This is a genomic window from Sphaerisporangium sp. NBC_01403 (assembly GCF_045040145.1).
Taxonomy (GTDB): domain Bacteria; phylum Actinomycetota; class Actinomycetes; order Streptosporangiales; family Streptosporangiaceae; genus Sphaerisporangium; species Sphaerisporangium viridialbum.
In genome coordinates this window covers 7,330,886-7,348,589 of record NZ_CP109534.1, presented here as the reverse complement: position 1 = coordinate 7,348,589, position 17,704 = coordinate 7,330,886, and the positions used below count along the sequence as shown (strand labels likewise).

General features: G+C 67.7%; 20 protein-coding genes and 4 pseudogenes. 20 read left to right on the top strand and 4 right to left on the bottom strand.

What is annotated here, in order from left to right:
- Nucleotides 1-11 precede the first annotated feature (11 nt).
- The 4 genes from OG589_RS32850 to OG589_RS32835 all read left to right on the top strand — a co-directional run bounded on the left by OG589_RS32850 (nucleotide 12) and on the right by OG589_RS32835 (nucleotide 1,723).
- Nucleotides 12-197, top strand: coding sequence for a hypothetical protein (locus tag OG589_RS32850; RefSeq protein WP_405141956.1), 186 nt, complete (start codon nucleotides 12-14; stop codon nucleotides 195-197).
- 598 nt (nucleotides 198-795) lie between these two features.
- On the top strand, nucleotides 796-924 hold the full coding sequence (locus OG589_RS32845; protein WP_405141954.1) for a hypothetical protein: 129 nt from the start codon (nucleotides 796-798) through the stop codon (nucleotides 922-924).
- A 155-nt stretch (nucleotides 925-1,079) separates the two neighbouring features.
- Nucleotides 1,080-1,316, top strand: a complete 237-nt coding sequence (locus OG589_RS32840) for a hypothetical protein (protein ID WP_405141953.1) — start codon at nucleotides 1,080-1,082, stop codon at nucleotides 1,314-1,316.
- Nucleotides 1,313-1,723 carry a hypothetical protein gene (locus tag OG589_RS32835; RefSeq protein ID WP_405141951.1) on the top strand — a complete coding sequence of 137 codons (411 nt, stop codon included), beginning with the start codon at nucleotides 1,313-1,315 and terminating at the stop codon, nucleotides 1,721-1,723. The genes OG589_RS32840 and OG589_RS32835 overlap by 4 nt, the downstream gene beginning before the upstream one ends.
- A 158-nt stretch (nucleotides 1,724-1,881) precedes the next feature.
- Here OG589_RS32835 and OG589_RS32830 read toward each other — a convergent pair whose 3' ends face one another.
- The 3 genes from OG589_RS32830 to OG589_RS32820 all read right to left on the bottom strand — a co-directional run bounded on the left by OG589_RS32830 (nucleotide 1,882) and on the right by OG589_RS32820 (nucleotide 4,196).
- Nucleotides 1,882-2,805 carry an RNA polymerase sigma-70 factor gene (locus OG589_RS32830; protein WP_405141950.1) on the bottom strand — a complete coding sequence of 308 codons (924 nt, stop codon included), beginning with the start codon at nucleotides 2,803-2,805 and terminating at the stop codon, nucleotides 1,882-1,884.
- Entirely contained in the window at nucleotides 2,802-3,740 is a 939-nt protein-coding gene (locus OG589_RS32825; RefSeq protein WP_405141948.1) for an NAD-dependent epimerase/dehydratase family protein, read from the bottom strand. Before OG589_RS32825 ends, OG589_RS32830 begins: the two co-directional genes overlap by 4 nt.
- A gap of 72 nt (nucleotides 3,741-3,812) precedes the next feature.
- A complete protein-coding gene (locus OG589_RS32820; protein ID WP_405141947.1) occupies nucleotides 3,813-4,196 on the bottom strand; it encodes a DoxX family protein in 384 nt (127 codons plus the stop codon).
- Between the two features lie 307 nt (nucleotides 4,197-4,503).
- Here OG589_RS32820 and OG589_RS32815 point away from each other — a divergent pair.
- The 5 genes and pseudogenes from OG589_RS32815 to OG589_RS32795 all read left to right on the top strand — a co-directional run.
- Nucleotides 4,504-4,593, top strand: a pseudogene (locus tag OG589_RS32815) (dehydrogenase); the annotation flags it as partial.
- Complete coding sequence (locus tag OG589_RS32810) at nucleotides 4,593-4,904, top strand: hypothetical protein (RefSeq protein WP_405152256.1); 312 nt, start codon at nucleotides 4,593-4,595, stop codon at nucleotides 4,902-4,904. The pseudogene OG589_RS32815 and the gene OG589_RS32810, both read left to right, overlap by 1 nt.
- A 396-nt stretch (nucleotides 4,905-5,300) precedes the next feature.
- Nucleotides 5,301-5,483 carry a hypothetical protein gene (locus OG589_RS32805; protein ID WP_405141946.1) on the top strand — a complete coding sequence of 61 codons (183 nt, stop codon included), beginning with the start codon at nucleotides 5,301-5,303 and terminating at the stop codon, nucleotides 5,481-5,483.
- A complete protein-coding gene (locus OG589_RS32800; RefSeq protein WP_405141944.1) occupies nucleotides 5,450-5,890 on the top strand; it encodes an RNA polymerase sigma factor in 441 nt (146 codons plus the stop codon). Before OG589_RS32805 ends, OG589_RS32800 begins: the two co-directional genes overlap by 34 nt.
- A gap of 109 nt (nucleotides 5,891-5,999) precedes the next feature.
- Nucleotides 6,000-6,857: pseudogene (locus OG589_RS32795) on the top strand (CU044_5270 family protein); the annotation flags it as partial.
- Nucleotides 6,858-7,072: 215 nt separating this feature from the next.
- On the opposite strand, the gene OG589_RS32790 reads toward OG589_RS32795, so the two are convergent.
- Nucleotides 7,073-7,906 (bottom strand): DUF4259 domain-containing protein, encoded by an 834-nt coding sequence (locus tag OG589_RS32790; RefSeq protein ID WP_405141943.1) that lies wholly within the window; start codon nucleotides 7,904-7,906, stop codon nucleotides 7,073-7,075.
- An 855-nt stretch (nucleotides 7,907-8,761) separates the two neighbouring features.
- Here OG589_RS32790 and OG589_RS32785 point away from each other — a divergent pair.
- From OG589_RS32785 to OG589_RS32735, 11 genes and pseudogenes are all read left to right on the top strand, one after another.
- Nucleotides 8,762-8,971, top strand: a pseudogene (locus tag OG589_RS32785) (DDE-type integrase/transposase/recombinase); the annotation flags it as partial.
- Between the two features lie 94 nt (nucleotides 8,972-9,065).
- Entirely contained in the window at nucleotides 9,066-10,412 is a 1,347-nt protein-coding gene (locus OG589_RS32780) for an IS30 family transposase (RefSeq protein WP_405141941.1), read from the top strand.
- 13 nt (nucleotides 10,413-10,425) lie between these two features.
- Nucleotides 10,426-10,632, top strand: a pseudogene (locus OG589_RS32775) (integrase core domain-containing protein); the annotation flags it as partial.
- Nucleotides 10,633-10,685: 53 nt separating this feature from the next.
- Nucleotides 10,686-11,546: an FAD-binding monooxygenase gene (locus OG589_RS32770; RefSeq protein ID WP_405152255.1), complete on the top strand. Its 861-nt coding sequence runs from the start codon at nucleotides 10,686-10,688 to the stop codon at nucleotides 11,544-11,546.
- 68 nt (nucleotides 11,547-11,614) lie between these two features.
- The gene (gene sigJ, locus OG589_RS32765) at nucleotides 11,615-12,559 is read left to right on the top strand and encodes an RNA polymerase sigma factor SigJ (RefSeq protein WP_405141940.1); all 945 of its coding nucleotides are present in this window, start codon (nucleotides 11,615-11,617) and stop codon (nucleotides 12,557-12,559) included.
- A gap of 93 nt (nucleotides 12,560-12,652) precedes the next feature.
- The gene (locus OG589_RS32760) at nucleotides 12,653-13,849 is read left to right on the top strand and encodes an NAD(P)/FAD-dependent oxidoreductase (RefSeq protein ID WP_405141938.1); all 1,197 of its coding nucleotides are present in this window, start codon (nucleotides 12,653-12,655) and stop codon (nucleotides 13,847-13,849) included.
- Nucleotides 13,850-14,345: 496 nt separating this feature from the next.
- Nucleotides 14,346-14,864 carry a toxin-antitoxin system HicB family antitoxin gene (locus OG589_RS32755; RefSeq protein ID WP_405141937.1) on the top strand — a complete coding sequence of 173 codons (519 nt, stop codon included), beginning with the start codon at nucleotides 14,346-14,348 and terminating at the stop codon, nucleotides 14,862-14,864.
- Between the two features lie 83 nt (nucleotides 14,865-14,947).
- Nucleotides 14,948-15,796: a DUF4097 family beta strand repeat-containing protein gene (locus tag OG589_RS32750; protein ID WP_405141935.1), complete on the top strand. Its 849-nt coding sequence runs from the start codon at nucleotides 14,948-14,950 to the stop codon at nucleotides 15,794-15,796.
- Nucleotides 15,797-15,817: 21 nt separating this feature from the next.
- On the top strand, nucleotides 15,818-16,768 hold the full coding sequence (locus tag OG589_RS32745) for an ATP-binding cassette domain-containing protein (RefSeq protein WP_405141933.1): 951 nt from the start codon (nucleotides 15,818-15,820) through the stop codon (nucleotides 16,766-16,768).
- Nucleotides 16,765-17,556, top strand: coding sequence for an ABC transporter permease (locus tag OG589_RS32740; protein ID WP_405141931.1), 792 nt, complete (start codon nucleotides 16,765-16,767; stop codon nucleotides 17,554-17,556). Before OG589_RS32745 ends, OG589_RS32740 begins: the two co-directional genes overlap by 4 nt.
- Nucleotides 17,557-17,565: 9 nt before the next feature.
- On the top strand, nucleotides 17,566-17,703 hold the full coding sequence (locus tag OG589_RS32735) for a hypothetical protein (RefSeq protein ID WP_405141929.1): 138 nt from the start codon (nucleotides 17,566-17,568) through the stop codon (nucleotides 17,701-17,703).
- The last annotated feature ends 1 nt before the right edge of the window (nucleotide 17,704 follow it).

The window sequence follows — 17,704 nt, the reverse complement described above, 5'->3', positions numbered from 1 at the left end:
AGGGCCGAGTCTTGCGGGGCATCGAGAGCGCCGAGCGGCTCGCAGGGCTGGCCGCGCGGCCCGCTGTGCCCAGCGGGCACAGCATCGTGCCCGGGAACGCGGCTGACGCCCGCTACTACGGCCGGGAAACGATCTTCGTCGCCTCGGGAAGCGATCTTCGAGATACCTTCAGCGCCCCAGGCCAGACCTACTCGTGAACACCCCACCCAGGGCCGTTCTTGAGACGGTTGGACTGAAGTTGACGGGATCCCGTCTGATCATCGAGATCGGGCGGGATCTTGTTGTTTCGGGGAGTTTCCGAATCGGGTTCGTCCTGGTTTGGGAGTCGCGGAACAGTGTCCGGGAAGGCCCGGGTGATGTCAGGCCGCTGGTGGAGGTCCGAGTTCGCGTCGCTGGGCATGCCGACGCCAGCTCCGGGCTGGGTGCTGCGACAAGGTGATCTGAATTGCAGGTTATGGGACGGGTGGTGGCCTGCTCCGGCCCGTGAGCGGTGTGCGGTCGATGGGCTTTGCTGGGATCTCGGGGATCTCGGGGATCTCGGGGATCTCGGGGATGTCGGCGGATGTGTCGGGCTCGTCTGGGGACTGGTGGGTGTGGCGCCAGCCGCCCCAACTGATAGATGCGGGAAGCGATCAAGTTCCATCCCGGAAGCGATCAAGGCGGTGCCCTCTCCGCCGCAGGCCGAAGCCATTCGTGAACACCCCACCCAGGTCAGAGGCCGTTTCCGTAGATCGGAAACGGCCTTTTGCGTGCAAGGGCTTGGGAATCGATGCTTGGAAAGATGGCGTCCATGGCTTGAGCCCCCTCAAGGAGGACCGGCCGGAGCTGCTTCCGGTAGACGGTCTCGTCACGATGGTGTTGCTGTGGCCGACCAAGCGGGAGATGTGCTCCAGGGGCACGCCGCTGTCCGAGAGCAGCGCTTGACTGCCGTCGAGTCGATTCGAGCCTACGGCCCCGTATGTCTAAGCGTATAGGCGCGGCAAAGCTGGCTGTCTGCACTGGAGTCCCAGCCATGCGTCTTGTCTGCTAATCAAGGCAACTTGGTTGCCTTGATTGTGGCAACTCGGTAGCCTAAGCTTGTGAAGCGAAATGACCTTCTCAATCGGATGGCGCGCCTGGCGAAGAAGTTCGGCTTCGACTTCTCCAAGACGCCTGATGCCCACGGTGCTAACCATGACAAGTGGTACGTCGGAGGTGAGCCGGTCATCGTGCCGCGACACAATGAGATCAACGAGTTGACGGCCAAGAGCATCCTCCGAAGCTGGGAAGAGATGCTTGAAGAGGCAGCGAGTTCGGAAGAGGGGGAGGGCGAGTGAGCACCTTCCGTGTGACGGCGCAGAAGTCCGATGACTGGTGGGCGCTGACTGTAGAAGGTCCAGGGCTCCGTCGCCCGGCGTACACTCAGGCTCGTCGCTTGGATAGGGCCGAGGCCATGGTTCGCGACTTGCTCGCTTTGCACTTCGACGCTGACCCTGCCGATGTGGGGGACATTGAGATCATCCCTGCCGACGAACCTCTGGCGGACGAGTTGGCCAGCACTCGCAAGGTTCGTCGTGAGGCCGATCGCCTTCGCGATGAGGCGACCACCCGCACCCGCTCGACAGCGCGGCACTTGAGGGAGCGAGGTTATGCCCAACGCGAGATCGGTGCATTGCTCGGGGTGAGCCATCAAGCTGTCGGAAAACTGCTTGGCGAACAGCCGAAGCGCAGCGTGGACGCCTGAAGCGGACTCCGCAGAGCGGCACGAGCAGGCGCAAAGATGCGGCTGGCCAAGATGCGCGATTCATAGTCTGGCGTTGGCGACGCGTCGTTGCCGCCCTCTACAGACCCACTGGAGAACAGCTCTTGGAGCGGGGTTCGAGGTGCAGTCGGCTGTTGCGGCTATTCCGTGGGTCGACGTGCCTGTCTTACTTCGCGGTCGATTGCCCAGGCGTCCGCCACTGGGCCCACGTGCCCGAGCTTGTCGGGGTTGATCACCGCGCGGATCGTCTGGATCTGCCCGTCGAGTACATCGAGCGCCAGGGTGTGGAGCACCTTGCCGTCCCGGTCGAGGAAGATCGCGCCCGGCTGGCCGTTGACCTCGTGCGGCTCGAACGTCACGCCGATCATGGCCATCTGGGGGAAGACGGAGGCGAGCAGCCGGGCCACGTTCTGGGCGCCGATGACGGCCTTGGCCAGCTGCGGGGCCTTGCCGCCGCCGTCACCGACCATCGATACGTCGGCAGCCAGCAGGTTCTGCAGGCCGGCGATGTCGCCTTCGCGGAGGGCGTCGAAGAACCGCGACGCCAGTTCTTCTCGCTCTTTGCGGTCCGCCTCGAAGCGGGGCCGGCCTGCGGCCATATGGCGCCGCGCCCGCACCGCCAGCTGGCGGCACGCCGCCTCGGAGCGCCCCACGGCCGACGCGACCTCGAGAAAGCCGAAGTCGAACACCTCCCGCAGCACGAAGACCGCCCGCTCGAGCGGGGACAGCCGCTCCAGCAGCACCAAGGCCGCCATCGACAACGAGTCGGCCAGCTCCGCCGACCGCTCCGGGTCCTGGTAAGGGTCGGAGAGCAGCGGCTCGGGGAACCACGGCCCGACGTACTCCTCCCGCCGGACGCGGGCCGAGCGCAGCACGTCGATCGAGATCCGGGTCACCGCGGCCGACAGGAACGCCTTGGCCGACCTGGGGTGTGTCGGGGAGGCCTCGAAGCGCAGCCAGGTCTCCTGGACCGCGTCCTCGGCCTCGCTCACGCTGCCCAGAATCCGGTAGGCGATCGAGAACAACAGCGGCCGCAGCTCCTGAAACTCCTCGGCCCTGCTCACACCAGCTCCTCCTTGAAACCCTGCCGCCACGAGGGGTAGCGCAGCTGCCAGCCGAGCTCCCGCTTGGCCTTGGCATTGGAGAAGCCGCGCCCCTCGGTCATCATCGTCACCGCCACCTGTCCGGCCAGCAGCCGGGCCAGCCATGTGGGCACCCGCTTCGGCCGCTTCGCTCCCGCGCACTCCGCCAGATACGGCAGCCATTCGCTGGCCGGGGCCGGTTCGTCGTCCACGACGTTGAACACCCCTCTGGCCTTCTGCTCCACCGCCAGGACCGTGGCACTCGCCGCGTCGTCCAGATGCACCCAGGAGGAGTAGCCGGTACTGCCCCCCACCAGCGGGAACTGCCGCCTGCGGATGAGCTCGACCTGGTCGTCGATGGCCCCCAGCCCGTACAGCCCGCCATAGCGTAGGGCCGCACCGCCGGCCTCGACGACCACATCCTCCACATGGCGGATCGCCGCCGCCCCGGCGCGCGCCACCGTACCCTCCTCCGGGTCCAGCGGGTCCTCCTCGGTCTTCACCCATCCGCCCTGCCGGACGCCGTTCCATGAGGCGTGGCTCTGCGCGACGACGTGGGAGACCCCGGTGGCCTCGGCGGCGGCGAGCAGGTGGTCCGTCCCCTCCGTGCGCAGCCGGTTGGTCTGGGTGAACCACCGGTCGATGTGCTTCATGTCGGGCTTGCCCGCGTGCGCCATCGAAATCGCGGTCATCTGATGCGCGATCGCGTCCGGCCGAGCCGTGGCCACCGCCTCACCGACCGACATCGCATCCAGGCCGTCCATCACCACCCCCTCCGCGCCCAACGCCGCCAGCAACCCCAACTTGGCCTCGCTCGTCGTCGTGGCCGTCACTTGGTGACCTCGCGCCACGAGCTGCGACACCAGCCGCTGCCCCAGAACCCCGCTCCCGCCTGCCACGAACACTCGCATGATCATCACTCTCCATGATCGACCATCGCCCCTCCGCGGGACGGGGCCAGATGATCGGGAACTGTGTGTCGCCGCCGGTCAGCCGGTGAAGGACCCGGGGCCGAAGCGGCCCCACGCGATGAACGCCGCAACCGCGAGATAGACCAGGTTCAGCACCACGAACGCGGATTCGCCACGTCGGCCGTGGGTGATCATCGCGCCGACCATCAGCAGGATCCAGCAGACCGCAGTCACCGGCACCAGAACCGGCGCGATGTCGAGCGCGGCGGGCAGGATCAAGCCCACCGCAGCCAGGAGCTCAAGGACACCCAGGGTCCTGACGAAGCCGACACTGGCGTCTGAGGTCCATCCCCCACCACGGAGCGCAGCGAGCTTCTCTTTGGGCACGAACGTCTTGCTGATGCCGCCGCTCAGCGCTACCACGGCCAGCAGCCCGGCAGCGATCCACAACGCGGGGTTCATCGTCTACTCCTTTGATCGAGGATTGCCTGCACCTCCCTAGACGAGACAGCAACCCCCGCCAGTGACATCCCCGAACACTCGCGCGCGTACGGCCTTCTCGGGCACGTCCTCATCCCGACCATCAATGACCTTCATCGGGGTCCCCGGCGGGGCGCATGCCGTGTGGACCACAGTGATCCTGATCTGGCGACTGGCTGACCGATGAACATGGTCCGCCGGTACCAGCCACCAGGCCGCAACGGGCTCTCGATTGTGAGGGCGCTCACACCGTGTCACAGCTCAGCGGGGTGTCTCGTCTCAGAGGGCAATGACGAACTCGGAACAGACCTCGGTGCTGATCACCGGAGGCAACAAGGGGCTCGGTTTTGAGGCGGCCCGGCGGCTCGGGGAGCAGGGTTGGACGATCTTCCTCGGCTCGCGCGACGAAGGGCGAGGAGGGGCGGCTGCCGCGAGCTCGCCTACAGCTCGTCGAAGGCGGCGCTGAACATGATCATCGTCCGGTACGCCCAGGCGCTCCCGGAGATCAAGTTCAACATCGTCACTCCCGGAGAAGTCGCCAACCGCAAGTTCGCCGCCACCGACATGAACAATCACACCGGCCAGCTGACGGTCACCGAGGGCACCGACCCGATCGTCAAACTCGCGATGATCGACGCCGACGGGCCGACCGGGATCTTCATCGATCGCCTCGGCCCCGTCGCCTGGTGACGGACGCGTAACCAACCTGCGGTCGACGACGCAGACCCCGCAAAGGCCCGAGGTGTCACATCTCGAGGCCACCCTTGACCCGGGAATCGCCGGGGTACGGGTAATCCAAGCCGTTCTTCGAGCTGAACATCGTTCGGCGAGTACCGCGACGACCTCCGCGCAGCACGAGATCGCGCCTGGCGTCGGGACGCCCGACTGAGCATCGTGGCGAAGGACGGCGTGCGGTCAGAGCGAGGTTCAGAATCACGCCCTGGCCGGCGTCGAGCTGCCCACCGGAGAGGACGTGTGTCAGGTGCCCGATCTCAATGTCGACGATTCTTATCTCAGGTCCTCACGCCGGTTACCTGCCAGTTCGGCGAGTGAGAACCCGATCCGTTCCATCGGGAAACATCACGCATGACACGTACGCAGCCGGTGGAGACGGCCGAGGCGGATGACGCCGAGCTGATCCGCCGGTCACACGACGACCCCGAGCAGTTCGCCGGGCTCTTCGACCGCTACATCCAGCAGATCCACCGCTATGTCGCCCGGCGGCTCGGTACCAGGTGGCCGACGACATCGCGGCGGAGACGTTCCTGAAGGCCTTCTACTGCCGCGAGTCCTACGACCTTGCGCAGCGGATGGCCAGGCCCTGGCTGTACGGCATCGCGACCAACCTCATCGCCAGGTACCGGCGCGACGAAGCGCGCTTCCTGCGGGCGCTGTGCCGTACCGGCGTGGACCCGTTGCCGGAGCCGATGGCCGCTGCGGTGATCGGCCGCGTCGCCGCGCAGGAGGAGGACCGTCGGCTCGCGGGGGCGCTGGCGGGTCTGTCGCAGGGTGATCGCGACGTGCTGCTGCTGGTGGCGTGGGGCGACCTGGCCTACGAGGAAGTGTCCGAGGCGCTCGGCATCCCGATCGGGACGGTCCGCTCGCGCCTGCAGCGCGCCCGCAAGAAGGCAAAGGTCGCCCTCGGTGGCGACGACCCGACCCGAGAGGAAGCATGATGGACAAGATCAAGCACTTCCGTGGCCCCATCCCAGTGATCACTAGCGAGGCCGAGGACGCGGCGCGTGCCCGGCTGTTGCACGCGATGCGCGAGCCGGCTCCGGCGCCCAGGCGGCGGCGCACGCCCGTCTGGCGTGGCGCTTCGTGTTGGCGGCATCAGTCGCCGTGGCCGTCGTCGGGGGCCTCACCGTGGCGCGCGACGGTGATCAGCGGACCCTCACCCCCGTCGCGAGCGTCCAGGATCTCGGCGAACGGGCCGCCAAGGCGGCCGAGACCGACCCCTACAAGATCACCCCTTCGCCAGGCCAGTGGCTGTACGTGGAACAGACCATCGCCCCGATCCGCGACGAGCCCAGGGCACATGGCGTAGACCTCGACAAGCGGATCACCCTTGAGACGTGGAACAGCGTGGACGGCAAGCAGACAGCATTGGACGACGGGAAGGGCAAGCTCGTCGTCCACAACGCCGGTCCGGGTATCACCGGCGCAGACCTCGCCAAGGCCCCGGTCACGCCAGAGGAGATGCTCACCAGGATCGAGGTGGCGATCTCCAAGGATCCCGCGTCCCTCGGGGTCGCATCCGATGACACCGTAAAGGCGCCCAAGGAACAGCGGGTCTTCGAGGCGATCTTCCATCTGATGAACAACCAGGCGCTCGTGCCCGACGTGCGGGCCGCGCTCTTCCGCGCGCTCTCGACGATCAAGGGAGTCACGGTCAAGAAGGACGCCGTCGACGCGGCGGGCCGCCACGGGATCGCCTTCGTCTACACCGGAGCATGGGAACGCTTCGAGATCATTCTCAGCGGCGATGACTACCGATTCCTGGGCACGTACGGTGAGACCGTCGCTGACCGCACGTTCAGCGTCCCGCAGATCGTAACGAATAACGTCAAGGCGGGCACTCCCGTGGTGTGGAGCGCCATGCTCGCGACCAAGGCCGTCGACAGGCCTGGCGACCGGCCATAGCGCGTGTCTGACAACTCGGCGTGACAATCCCGCAGGGCGCAGCTCCACCCCAGGGAGTGGTTGAGCTGGGCGTTTGTGGTCGGGGCTGTCTGAGCGAGGAGTCCGTTGTCCACCGTGTGAGCAGGTGCGCGAGGCGGTGGTGGCGATGGGCTCGTTGCTGGAGGAGTTGGCGCGGCGGGAGGCGGGCCGCTCGCCGGCACCCCATCGGCCGATTCCTACGTCAGGTCCTGGACCTCGAAGTCGCTGAACTCGGGTGGCGGACCAAGCCGAAGGTAATCGCCAATGCGGGACAGGCCGGTGCGCAGGTCGGACACGACCTGCTCTGGTGTGGCGTCGCCGAGATCGTAGGTGTGGTCGAAACCGAACCAGGACTCGGCTGTCGTCCATCCTCGGGAAGTTCGCTCGGTGCGCGGCCCCGGCCCGAGGTCTCCAAAGAGGATCAGTTCTTGCAGGCCTGAGCTCTGCCACCAGGCCCGCCATTGGCGGGATCCGTTGACGGCCTGGACGAGTTGGTCTGATCTGCGCTGGTAGGCGCTATCGCGGGGAAGGCTGCCGCGGTCGTCGCTCCAGAAGACCCACAGCCATGGCCGCTGCGGGTCGGAGTAGTCCGGGACGAAAGGCTCCGGCGGATCTTGGCGCTCGCCGTGCAGAGCCTTGCGGTAGGGCTCGAGGTGAGCGATGAACTCTCTCCAGGACTCGGGGCCGTAAGTTTCGGCGAGGTAGTTCCCCTGGGGCCGGGTGGCCAGGGCGAAGGCGGCAGCAGCCAGATCGCGCAGATCGTCATCGACGGTGAACGGGTTACGGTCGAGCCAGTGATGGGCGACCTCGTCCGGCGCGATGCCCGAGATCCGAGCAGCGACCAGGCAACTGATCGCCAACGACGACTCGACGTAGCCCTCCTCCACGTACTCCTGGCTGTCCTCAAGGAACTCAGTAAGTGCCTCCGCCATCGCGGCAGCGACATCCTCCTGCTCTTCAAGATCGGCGATGGCATCTGACGCCTCATCGCTGTCAAACGGGCCTTCGAAGAGAGTCCAGTCGTCCACCATGCAGCCTTTCCGGAGATATGCGCCGGTCGGGCTATATGGTCTCACCAGCACAAGACGCCCCGGCCGCTTGATCAACCCAGTCCCTCAAGGGGAGCCGCACCAAATCCCGCACCGGTCAGCGGCCCAAGCGGTTGACGTGGATCGGCGAGGTCCGCCGGCGGGGCCTGGCGGCGGAACATTCGCTGCCAGGCCTCTCGCGGGTTGAGTCAGCAAATGCCCTAGGGGCGGGAAACCAGCGGCGCGTACGAGTTCGGCGAACGCGGCCAGCATCGCGCGGGTCAACGGCATGGAAGCGAGTACGTTCCCGTAGAGCTCTGCGTAGTCCGCGGCGACGGTGTCGTAGGAGGCCCGGAGAGCGGTCAGGTAGGAAGGCTCGGTCATGCGGATCACCGTAGCCAGTTGCCCGGCACCAGCCCCATGTCCCAACTCCCCAAACTGCCCCCGACCATCGATGGCTCTCGAGCGGGAAACGATCAGTCCAACTGCGGGAAGCGATCTAGAACCATCCTTTTTTCGCGCAGGTCACACGTACTCGTGAACACCCCACCCAGGGCCGTTCTTGAGTTGGCTCAAGAACGGTTGACGAGATCCCGTCCGATCGCTTGATCGGGCGGGATTTCGTCGTTTCCGAGATCCTGTGGCCGCTGGGCGGGCTGATTTTGGCTCGTGTGGTGGCCCTGGTGTAGGCGGAGGGCGCTGGTGGTGGTGGACCGCTGTGAGCGCGTGTGGGACTGGCCAGTGGGCGTGCGAAACCCAACGGTCGTCGTGGTGTTGTGCGGTTGGTGGCGGGACGGATCACTCGCGAGGTGGCGGTCTGCTGTCGCCCTGGGCGGGGCGAGGTCGTGCTCGTCAGAGCGGTGGTGCGGTGACATCACCTATCTCCCGGTCGGGGACTCCTGGCTGTATCTCGCCACGGTGATCGACATCGGATCACGGCGGCTAATCGGCTGGTCGATCGCCGACCACCTGCGGACCGAGCTGATCAGCGATGCGCTGGATGCGGCGGTGCGAGCTCGTGGCGGACGCGTGAACGGGGTGATCTTCCACTCCGACCGGGGATGTCAGGGCGGACTCAACCGGTCGTCGCAACACATGAAGAGCGGAGTGTGTTGTGGCGGACAGAAGGTTGCGGGCCGCTTATCGGGCTGGTCGTGCGCCGATGCGGTCTCCCGGACGGCCTCCGGCCAACCGGCGAGAAGAGCAGCAGCGTTTCTGGCGGAAGATCGCTGAAGGGCTGTCCAGCGAGGACGCCGCGCTCGCGTGCGGCGTGTCGGCACCGCTGGGGCCTCGGTGGTTCCGTCAGGGTGGCGGGATGCCGCCGATCAGCCTCGCCCCGCCGTCGGGGCGGTATCTGTCGTTCGCCGAGCGTGAGGAGATCGCGTTGCTGCGCGCCCAAGGGTGCGGGGTGCGAGACATCGCCCGTAAGGTGGTCCGCTCCCCGTCCACGATCTCACGTGAGTTGCGGCGTAACGCCGCCACCCGCGGCGGCCGCCTGGACTACCGGGCCTCGACCGCGCAGTGGCATGCCGACCGGCGCGCCCGGCGCCCCAAGGTCGCCAAACTCGCCGCGAACGACCGGCTGCGCAACTACGTTCAAGACAGGCTCGCCGGCACGGTCACCGCAGCTTGCGGGACGCCCGTTCCCGGCCCGCAGGTGCGCTGGATCGGACGGCGTCACGGGCGCCGCCAAGACCGGCGCTGGGCGACCTGCTGGAGCCCAGAGCAGATCGCGGGCAGGCTTGGAGTGGACTTCCCCGAGGACGAGACGATGCGGATCTCACATGAGGCGATCTACCAGGCCCTGTATATCCAGGGCCGCGGGGCGTTGCGCCGCGAACTGACCGCGTGCCTGCGCACCGGACGTGCGATGCGCGTCCCCCGTGCTCGAGCCCGCCAGCGCGGCAGGAAATTCGTCACCGAAGAGGTGATGATCAGCCGGCGGCCCGCCGAGGCCGAGGACCGCGCCGTGCCAGGGCACTGGGAAGGGGACCTCATCCTCGGCGTGAACAGCTCCGCGATCGGCACCCTGGTCGAGCGCACCACCAGGGTCACCATGCTGCTGCACCTACCGCCCATGGACGGACACGGCGGCCCCCGCACCAAGAACGGCCCGGCTCTGGCCGGGCACGGCGCCCAAGCCGTCCGCGATGCCATCGCCGTCACGATCACGACGCTGCCCCACCAGCTCCGCAAGTCACTGACCTGGGACCAAGGGGCGGAGATGGCCCAACACGCCCAACTGCGCATCGACACAGGCCTGGCGATCTACTTCGCCGACCCGCACAGCCCCTGGCAGCGCGGCACCAACGAGAACACCAACGGCCTGCTCCGCCAGTACTTCCCCAAAGGCACCGACCTCACCCGGCACACTCCAAGCGACCTGGACGCCATCGCCGCAACCCTCAACACCCGACCCCGCAAGACCCTCGGCTGGAGAACCCCAACCGAAGCCCTCAACGATCACCTACTATCGCTCCAACAAGGCAGTGTTGCGACGACCCCTTGAACCCAAGCAGTACATGTCGGCCGAGTTCGCCAGGCTCTGCGAGGCGAACGGGATCCGCCGATCGAGCGGCAGGACCGGGACATGCCTGGACAACGCCCTGGCCGAGGCGTTCAACGCCACCCTCAAGCGTGAACTGCTGCACGGCAGGAACAAGCGCCGCTGGAGCGACGAGGCCCAGGCTCGCACCGAGATCTTCCGCTGGATCGCCTGGTACAACAACCGGCGCAGACACCCGGCCACGGGGAACCTACCCGCGACCGGGACGAGTATCGCGTGGCCGACATGGCGGCCGTCTACGAGCATGCGCACCGCGCGGCGGAGTCGGCCGGGGCACGGGTCCTCTTGGGCGTACGGTATGTCGACGCGTCGATGGGTTTTGTGCGGTTCGCGAGTGCGGAACCGGTGACGGCCCGGTTCATCGTCGGCGCGGACGGCGCCCGCTCCCGAGTGGCCCGTGATCTCGGCCTTGATGTCAACCGGCGCTTCCTCGTCGGTGCCGAGATCGTCTACCCGATCGCGTCGGGCACGACCACCCCGGCGTTCCACTGCGTGCTGGACCCCCGGATCGCTCCGGGGTACCTGGGATGGGTCATCGACGACGGCCGGCGTGCGCATGTTGGCGTCGCGGGATATCCGAACGCGATGCGCACCGGCATCCGCCACCTGCTGGACGCCTTCGCCGCGGATGCGCCCGGCAGTACACCGCCGGCTGGGCCGGTCGAGCGCCGAGGTGGTCCGATCCCGGTCGGCGGTGTGCTGCGACGGTTGGCGTGCCCCGCCGGACTGCTCGTCGGAGACGCGGCGGGCGCGGTGTCGCCGCTGACGGCCGGTGGGTTGGACCCTTGCTTACGCATGTCCGAACTGGCCGCGGCGGTCACCGCCGGGTACCTGCGTACTGGCGACCAACGCATGCTGAGCCGGTACGACGGGAACGCGTTGCGGACCCGGTTCCGAGGCCGACTGTTGCTGCGCCGCGTGTTCGCCGGCATCCGATCCCCTGCTGCGGCAGAGGCGGCGGTGACAGTGCTACGCGGTCGTGCCGGTCGTGCCTTGGCGGCGCGGATCCTGTTCGGCGACGGCTCGTTTCCCGGAGTCAACCCACGGCTCGCGGACCTGGCGATCGACCACCCTTAGTGCCTCGAACGGCGAAGGGCCCCATTGCGGCGGCGGCCGATTCGCGCCGCGCGATTTAGGATCGGGCCATGCCCCTGGCCGCGAACGACATCGACCGGTTCGAGGCCTCTAGGCCGCGCCTGGAGGCCATCGCCTACCGCCTCCTCGGCTCCGCCGGCGAGGCCGAGGACGCCGTGCAGGAGACATTCCTGCGCTGGCAGGCCGCCGACGTCGACCGCATCGAGGTCCTCGAGGCTTGGCTGACGAAGGTCCTCACCAACCTGTGCCTCAACCAGCTCACCTCCGCGCGGGCGCGCCGCGAGACCTATGTGGGCCAATGGCTTCCCGAGCCGCTGCTCGCCGGGGATCCGATGCTCGGCCCCGCCGAAACCGCCGAGCAGCGCGAATCGGTCTCGTACGCGATCCTCACCCTCATGGAGCGCCTCTCCCCCAACGAGCGGGCGGTGTACGTGCTGCGGGAGGCCTTCGCCTACTCGCACCGGGAGATCGCCGTGATTCTCGACATCACCGAGGCCGCCAGTCAACAGATCTTCCACCGCGCCAAGAAGCACGTCGCAGGCGGCAAGGCCCGAACCGAAATCGACGAGGCCACCGCTTGGCGGATCGTCGAGGAGTTCCTGGCGGCCGCCACCAGCGGTCAGACGGAGCCGCTCGTGCGCCTGCTCACAAAGGACGCCATCTCGATCGGAGATGGTGGCGGGAGGGTCCCGGCCCGCGCCAAGGCGTTCGAGGGCGCTGTCGCGGTCGCGAGGTTCCTGCGGGGCCTGTTCAAACCCGGCAAGGCCAAACGCGCCATGGTCGGCGGCGCGCCCGAGGTCTACGCCTGGACCGCCAACGGTGACCCCGCCGTCGTGGCCGTCGTGGACGGCCGGGTCGTCGGCGTCATGTGCCTGGAGGTCACCGCCGAGGGCATCGCCGCGTTCCGCAGCCAGGTCAACCCCGGCAAGCTCGAACGCGCGACCGCGCGCTGGGCGGCGGCCGACCATGGGGAGGTCCTGTGCAACGCTTTCTAACCAGTATGTGAGGTGCTTCACATCGCGTTCCTGTCAGGAAACGGCGGGCCGCCCGGTTCAAGTGGCAAACCTGCGCAAGACAGGAGCAAGGAAATGCAGCACCGCATCATCGTCCTGGGAGCCGGATACACCGGAGCCATCGCTGCCGGCCGCCTCGCCAAACGATTCCGCCGCGAGGACGTCGCCATCACCCTCGTCAATGCCGAACCCGACTTCGTCGAACGCGTCCGCATGCATCAGCTGGCGGCCGGCCAGGACCTCAAGCCCCGGCCGTTCAGCGAGATGTTCGCGGGCACCGGCGTCGAACCGAGGCTCGCGAAGGTCACCGGCGTCGACGTCGACTGCAAGACCGTCGCCGTCGTCGACGCGAACGGCGCTGAAGAACTCGCCTACGACACGCTCGTCTACGCCCTCGGCAGCGGCTGGAACGCCCAAGGTGTCCCTGGGACCGCCGAGCACGCCTATGAGATCGCCAGTCGCCCTGGAGCACTTCGGCTGCGCGAGCGCCTGGCCCGCCTCGGCGCCGGGCAGGCGGTGGTCGTCGTCGGCGGCGGCCTCACCGGCCTGGAGACCGCGACCGAGATCGCCGAGGCCCGCCCAGACCTCGACGTCGCCCTCGCCGCCCGCGGCGACCTCGGGGACTGGCTCTCGCATAAGGGCCGCGAGCATCTGCGGAAGGCCTTCGGCAAGCTCGGGATCACCGTGCATGACCGCACCGCCGTCACCGGCGTCGAAGTCGAGCGCGTCGTCACCGCCGACGGCAAGGCCATCCCGGCCGCGGTCACCGTGTGGACCACTGGCTTCGCGGTCCACCCGATCGCGAAGGCGACCGGCCTGGAGGTCACCGGCACCGGCCAGATCGTGGTCGACGGGACCATGCGCTCGGTCTCGCACCCGGACGTATACGCCGTCGGCGACGTGGCCATGGTGATGGGCCCCGGGGACAAACCGCTGCGGATGTCGTGCGCCTCGGGAATTCCGACCGCGTGGCAGGCCGCCGACGCGATCGCGGCGCGCCTGACCGGCGGGAAGCTCCCGAACGCGCCGATCCGCTACTTCAACCAGTGCATCTCACTGGGCCGCAAGGAGGGCTTGATCCAGTACGTCACCGCCGACGACCGCGCCGTGCGGGCGGTTCTGACCGGACGGCTCGCCGCCGTCTACAAGGAGCTGGTCTGCAAGGGCGCCGCCTGGGGCGTCGCCAACCCGATGCTCGGGCTGCCGACCCGGCGCCGCCGCGTCACGCGGGAGCGGGCCGCGGCGGGCTCGGCCGTCAAGGCGCCGGCGTAGAGCACGAAGCGAAGCAGGCGCCCTTGATGCTGTCGACCAGTGAAAGAAGACGGCGAAAAATCAAGAAGCCTCACGGCGGGCACCCTAACGACCTCGACACCTCACAACCCCGGGAAATGATCACAGGAATTCCGGGAAGCGATCTTCCTGATTCCTCCTGTGTCCCAGGCCGGCCCTACTCGTGAACGCTCCACCCAGGGCCGTTCTTGAGTCAGCTCAAGAGCGGTTGACGAGATCCCGTCCGATCGGCTTGATCGGGCGGGATTCGCCGTTTCATCGCTTAGCGAGCTCTGAGGGGCGCGTCGGGCGGCTGTGGAGACGGCGCCGACGGTGATGGATCGCTGCGGACGCGCGAAATCAGCGCACCCTCTGACGTGCGAGTTCCGGAGTCGGTCTGTCGTGTCGTGATCGGCTGAACATCGCGCCTGAGCCAGAGTGATGCCAATCTGAGCCAATATGGCTTGCTGATGGCATCACGGTGTGCCATAGTGATGCCATGGACCTGACCCCGTATGTGGCCTCCCTCGGTCGCGAGTTGCTGACCGCCGTCGAGACCGGTGATCCTGACGCCAGTGTGCTGATCGAGCGGTTGACCGTGTCGATGGAGTCGGCGATCCGGCTCACCCTGCTCGAGGCGTTGTCGGCGGCTGCCGACGAGATCACCCGAGACCTGGCTCCCGGTTCGGTCCAGGTGCACCTGCGTGGACGTGACCCGAACTTCGTCGTGACGGCTCGGCAGGTGGAGCAGCCACTCGAGGACACCCCGGATCTGGGCGCGGTGTCGGCTGATGACGCCGCGGCGAGCTTCGAGGACGGCCCATTGGCACGGATCAACGTCCGCCTCCCGGAACAGCTCAAGGCCGCGATCGAGGAGGCGGCGGGCAAGGAAGGTCGCTCGCTCAACGCCTGGCTGGTGCGGGCCGCCTCGACCGCGCTGCGTGCCCCGGAGCGCGACCCCGGCTCCGACCGGCGCGGCAAGCGCAGCGCGCAGCGTTACACCGGCTGGGCTCGCTAGCCCACGCCGACACCCAGAACTACTTTCTTCGTACATCTCCTACCAGCGGGGATGTTCTTCTGACTCATTCTGAGGGGATAGCCATGCCGGTTTTCGCCACGCCTGAACCGATTTCCGCCACGATCGAGCTCTCCGTCGGTGACGTGCAGATCATCGCGAGCGACCGGACCGACACCGTCGTCGAGGTGCGGCCGAGCGACGAGTCCGACGAGTCCGACGTGGACGCCGCGCAGAAGACACGCGTCGAGTACGCCAACGGCACGTTGACGGTCCGTGGGCCGAAGGCCCGCATGCTCGACTTCTCCAAGAAGACCAGGTCGGTCGACGTGCTGATCGAAATTCCCACCGGCTCGGACGTGCACGCGGACCTGTCGGTAGCGGACCTGCGCGGCGTCGGCACGCTGGGGGAGTGCCGGCTCAAGGCGTCGGTCGGGCATTTCCGCCTCGACCGGACCGGATCGCTTCGACTGGGCACCTCCGGTGGCGACATCACCGTCGAAACGGTCGCGGGCAACGCCGATGTCTCCACCGGCACCGGGCGCGTGCACATCGGCGAGATCGGCGGCACCGCCGTCATCAAGAACTCCAACGGCAACACCGACATCGGCACCGTCACCGGCGAACTGCGGGTGCGCTCGGCCAACGGCGACATCTCCGTCGACCGGGCCGACGCCATGGTGGAAGCCAAGACCTACAACGGAACCATTCGCGTCGGCCAGGTCACGCGCGACACCGTCACGCTGCACACCTCGACCGGCCACCTCGAAATCGGTGTCGCCGCCGGCACCGCCGCATGGCTCGACCTGAACACCTCGCACGGGCGGGTGGAGAACTCGCTGGACGGTTTCAGCGAAGCACCGGAGAAGTCCGAGCAGACCGTCGAAGTCCGCGCGCACACGTCGTTCGGCGACATCACCGTCCGCCGTTCCTGACCAGATCTCGAAGGGGTTCTCATGACCATGCCATCCCAATCTGCGATCACGGCGACCGGACTGCGCCGGTCGTACGGCGACCACGTCGTGCTCGACGGCGTCGACCTGAACGTCCCGCGTGGCACCGTCTTCTCGTTGCTCGGCGCCAACGGCGCCGGCAAGACCACCACAGTCAAGATCTTGTCCACCCTGATCCGCGCCGACGGGGGCAGCGCGCGGATCGCGGGTCACGACCTGTCCGCCGAGCCGGACGCGGTGCGTGCCGCGATCGGCGTCACCGGCCAGTTCTCGGCGGTCGACAACCTGCTGACCGGTCAGGAGAACCTGACCCTGATGGCGGATCTGCACCACCTCGGCCGGAAGGCGGGCAGGCGCAGGACCGCCCAGCTGCTCGAACAGTTCGACCTCATCGACGCAGCCAAGAAGACGGCGGCGACCTACTCCGGCGGGATGCGGCGGCGGCTCGACCTCGCGATGACGCTGGTCGGCTCACCGCAGGTGATCTTCCTCGACGAGCCGACCACCGGGCTGGACCCGCGCAGTCGCCGCGCCATGTGGCAGATCGTGCGGGAACTCGTGGCGGGTGGCGTCACCATCCTCCTCACCACCCAGCACCTGGAGGAGGCCGACGAGCTCGCCGACCGGATCGCGGTGCTCGACCACGGGAAGATCGTCGCCGAGGGCACCGCGGACGAGCTCAAGCGGCGCATTCCCGGCGGCCACGTCCTGCTGCGGTTCGCCGACGAGCGCGACCTCGAATCCGCCGCGCGCGCCGTGGGCCAGGTGTCCCGCGACAGCGACACGCTCGCCCTGCGCGTACCGCACGACGGCAGCCTCAGGTCGCTGAAGGCGCTGCTCGACCGGCTTGACCAGAACGCGGTCGAGGTCGACTCGCTGAGCGTGCACACCCCCGACCTCGACGACGTCTTCCTCGCTCTCACCGGCAACAAGGAGAAGGTGACCGCACGATGAGCACTGTGTCGTACGCCCTGACCGACTCGGCGACGATGCTTCGCCGCAACCTCAAGCGCATGGTGCGCTACCCGTCCATGACACTGCAGCTCATCGGCATGCCGATCGTCCTCCTGCTGCTGTTCGTCTATGTCTTCGGCGGCACGCTCGGCGCCGGGCTCGGCGGCGTCTCCGGCGGACGTGCGGAGTACGTCAACTACGTCACCCCCGCGATCATCCTGATGACGATCACCGCCGCGGTCCAGGGCACCACCATCTCGATCGCCATGGACATGACCGAGGGCATCGTCGACCGGTTCCGCACCATGGCCATCGCCCGCGTGTCCGTCCTAACCGGACACGTCATCGGCAGCCTCATCCAGACGATGCTCAGCATCGCGGCGGTCATCGGCGTCGCGCTGCTCATCGGCTTCCGGCCGTCGGCGGGGCTCGGCGACTGGCTCGCCCTCATCGGTGTCCTGGTGATGATGGCCTTCGCCTTCATCTGGCTGTCGGTCGCGTTCGGCCTGGCCAGCAAGACCGTCGAGTCGTCGAGCAACGTCGGTATGCCGCTGGTGCTGCTCCCGTTCCTGGGCAGCGGGTTCGTCCCGACCGACTCGATGCCCACCGTGCTGCGCTGGTTCGCCGAGTACCAGCCGTTCACGCCGCTCATCGAGACCCTGCGCGGCCTGCTGATGGGCACGCCGATCGGGAACAACGCCGTCATCGCGGTCGGCTGGTGCGTCGTCATCGCGCTCGGCGGCTACCTCTGGTCGAAGAAGCTGTTCAACCGCGAGTCCACCCGCTAAGCCACGACGGTGAACGTGTTGACCACGCTGCTGACCCCCGACGCCGGGAAGGTGGTCGTCGCCGGGCACGACGTGGCCACGGAAACCAAGGCGGTGCGCCCGGCGATCGGGGTCGCCGGGCAGTTCGCTTGGAACCTAGGCCGATGAG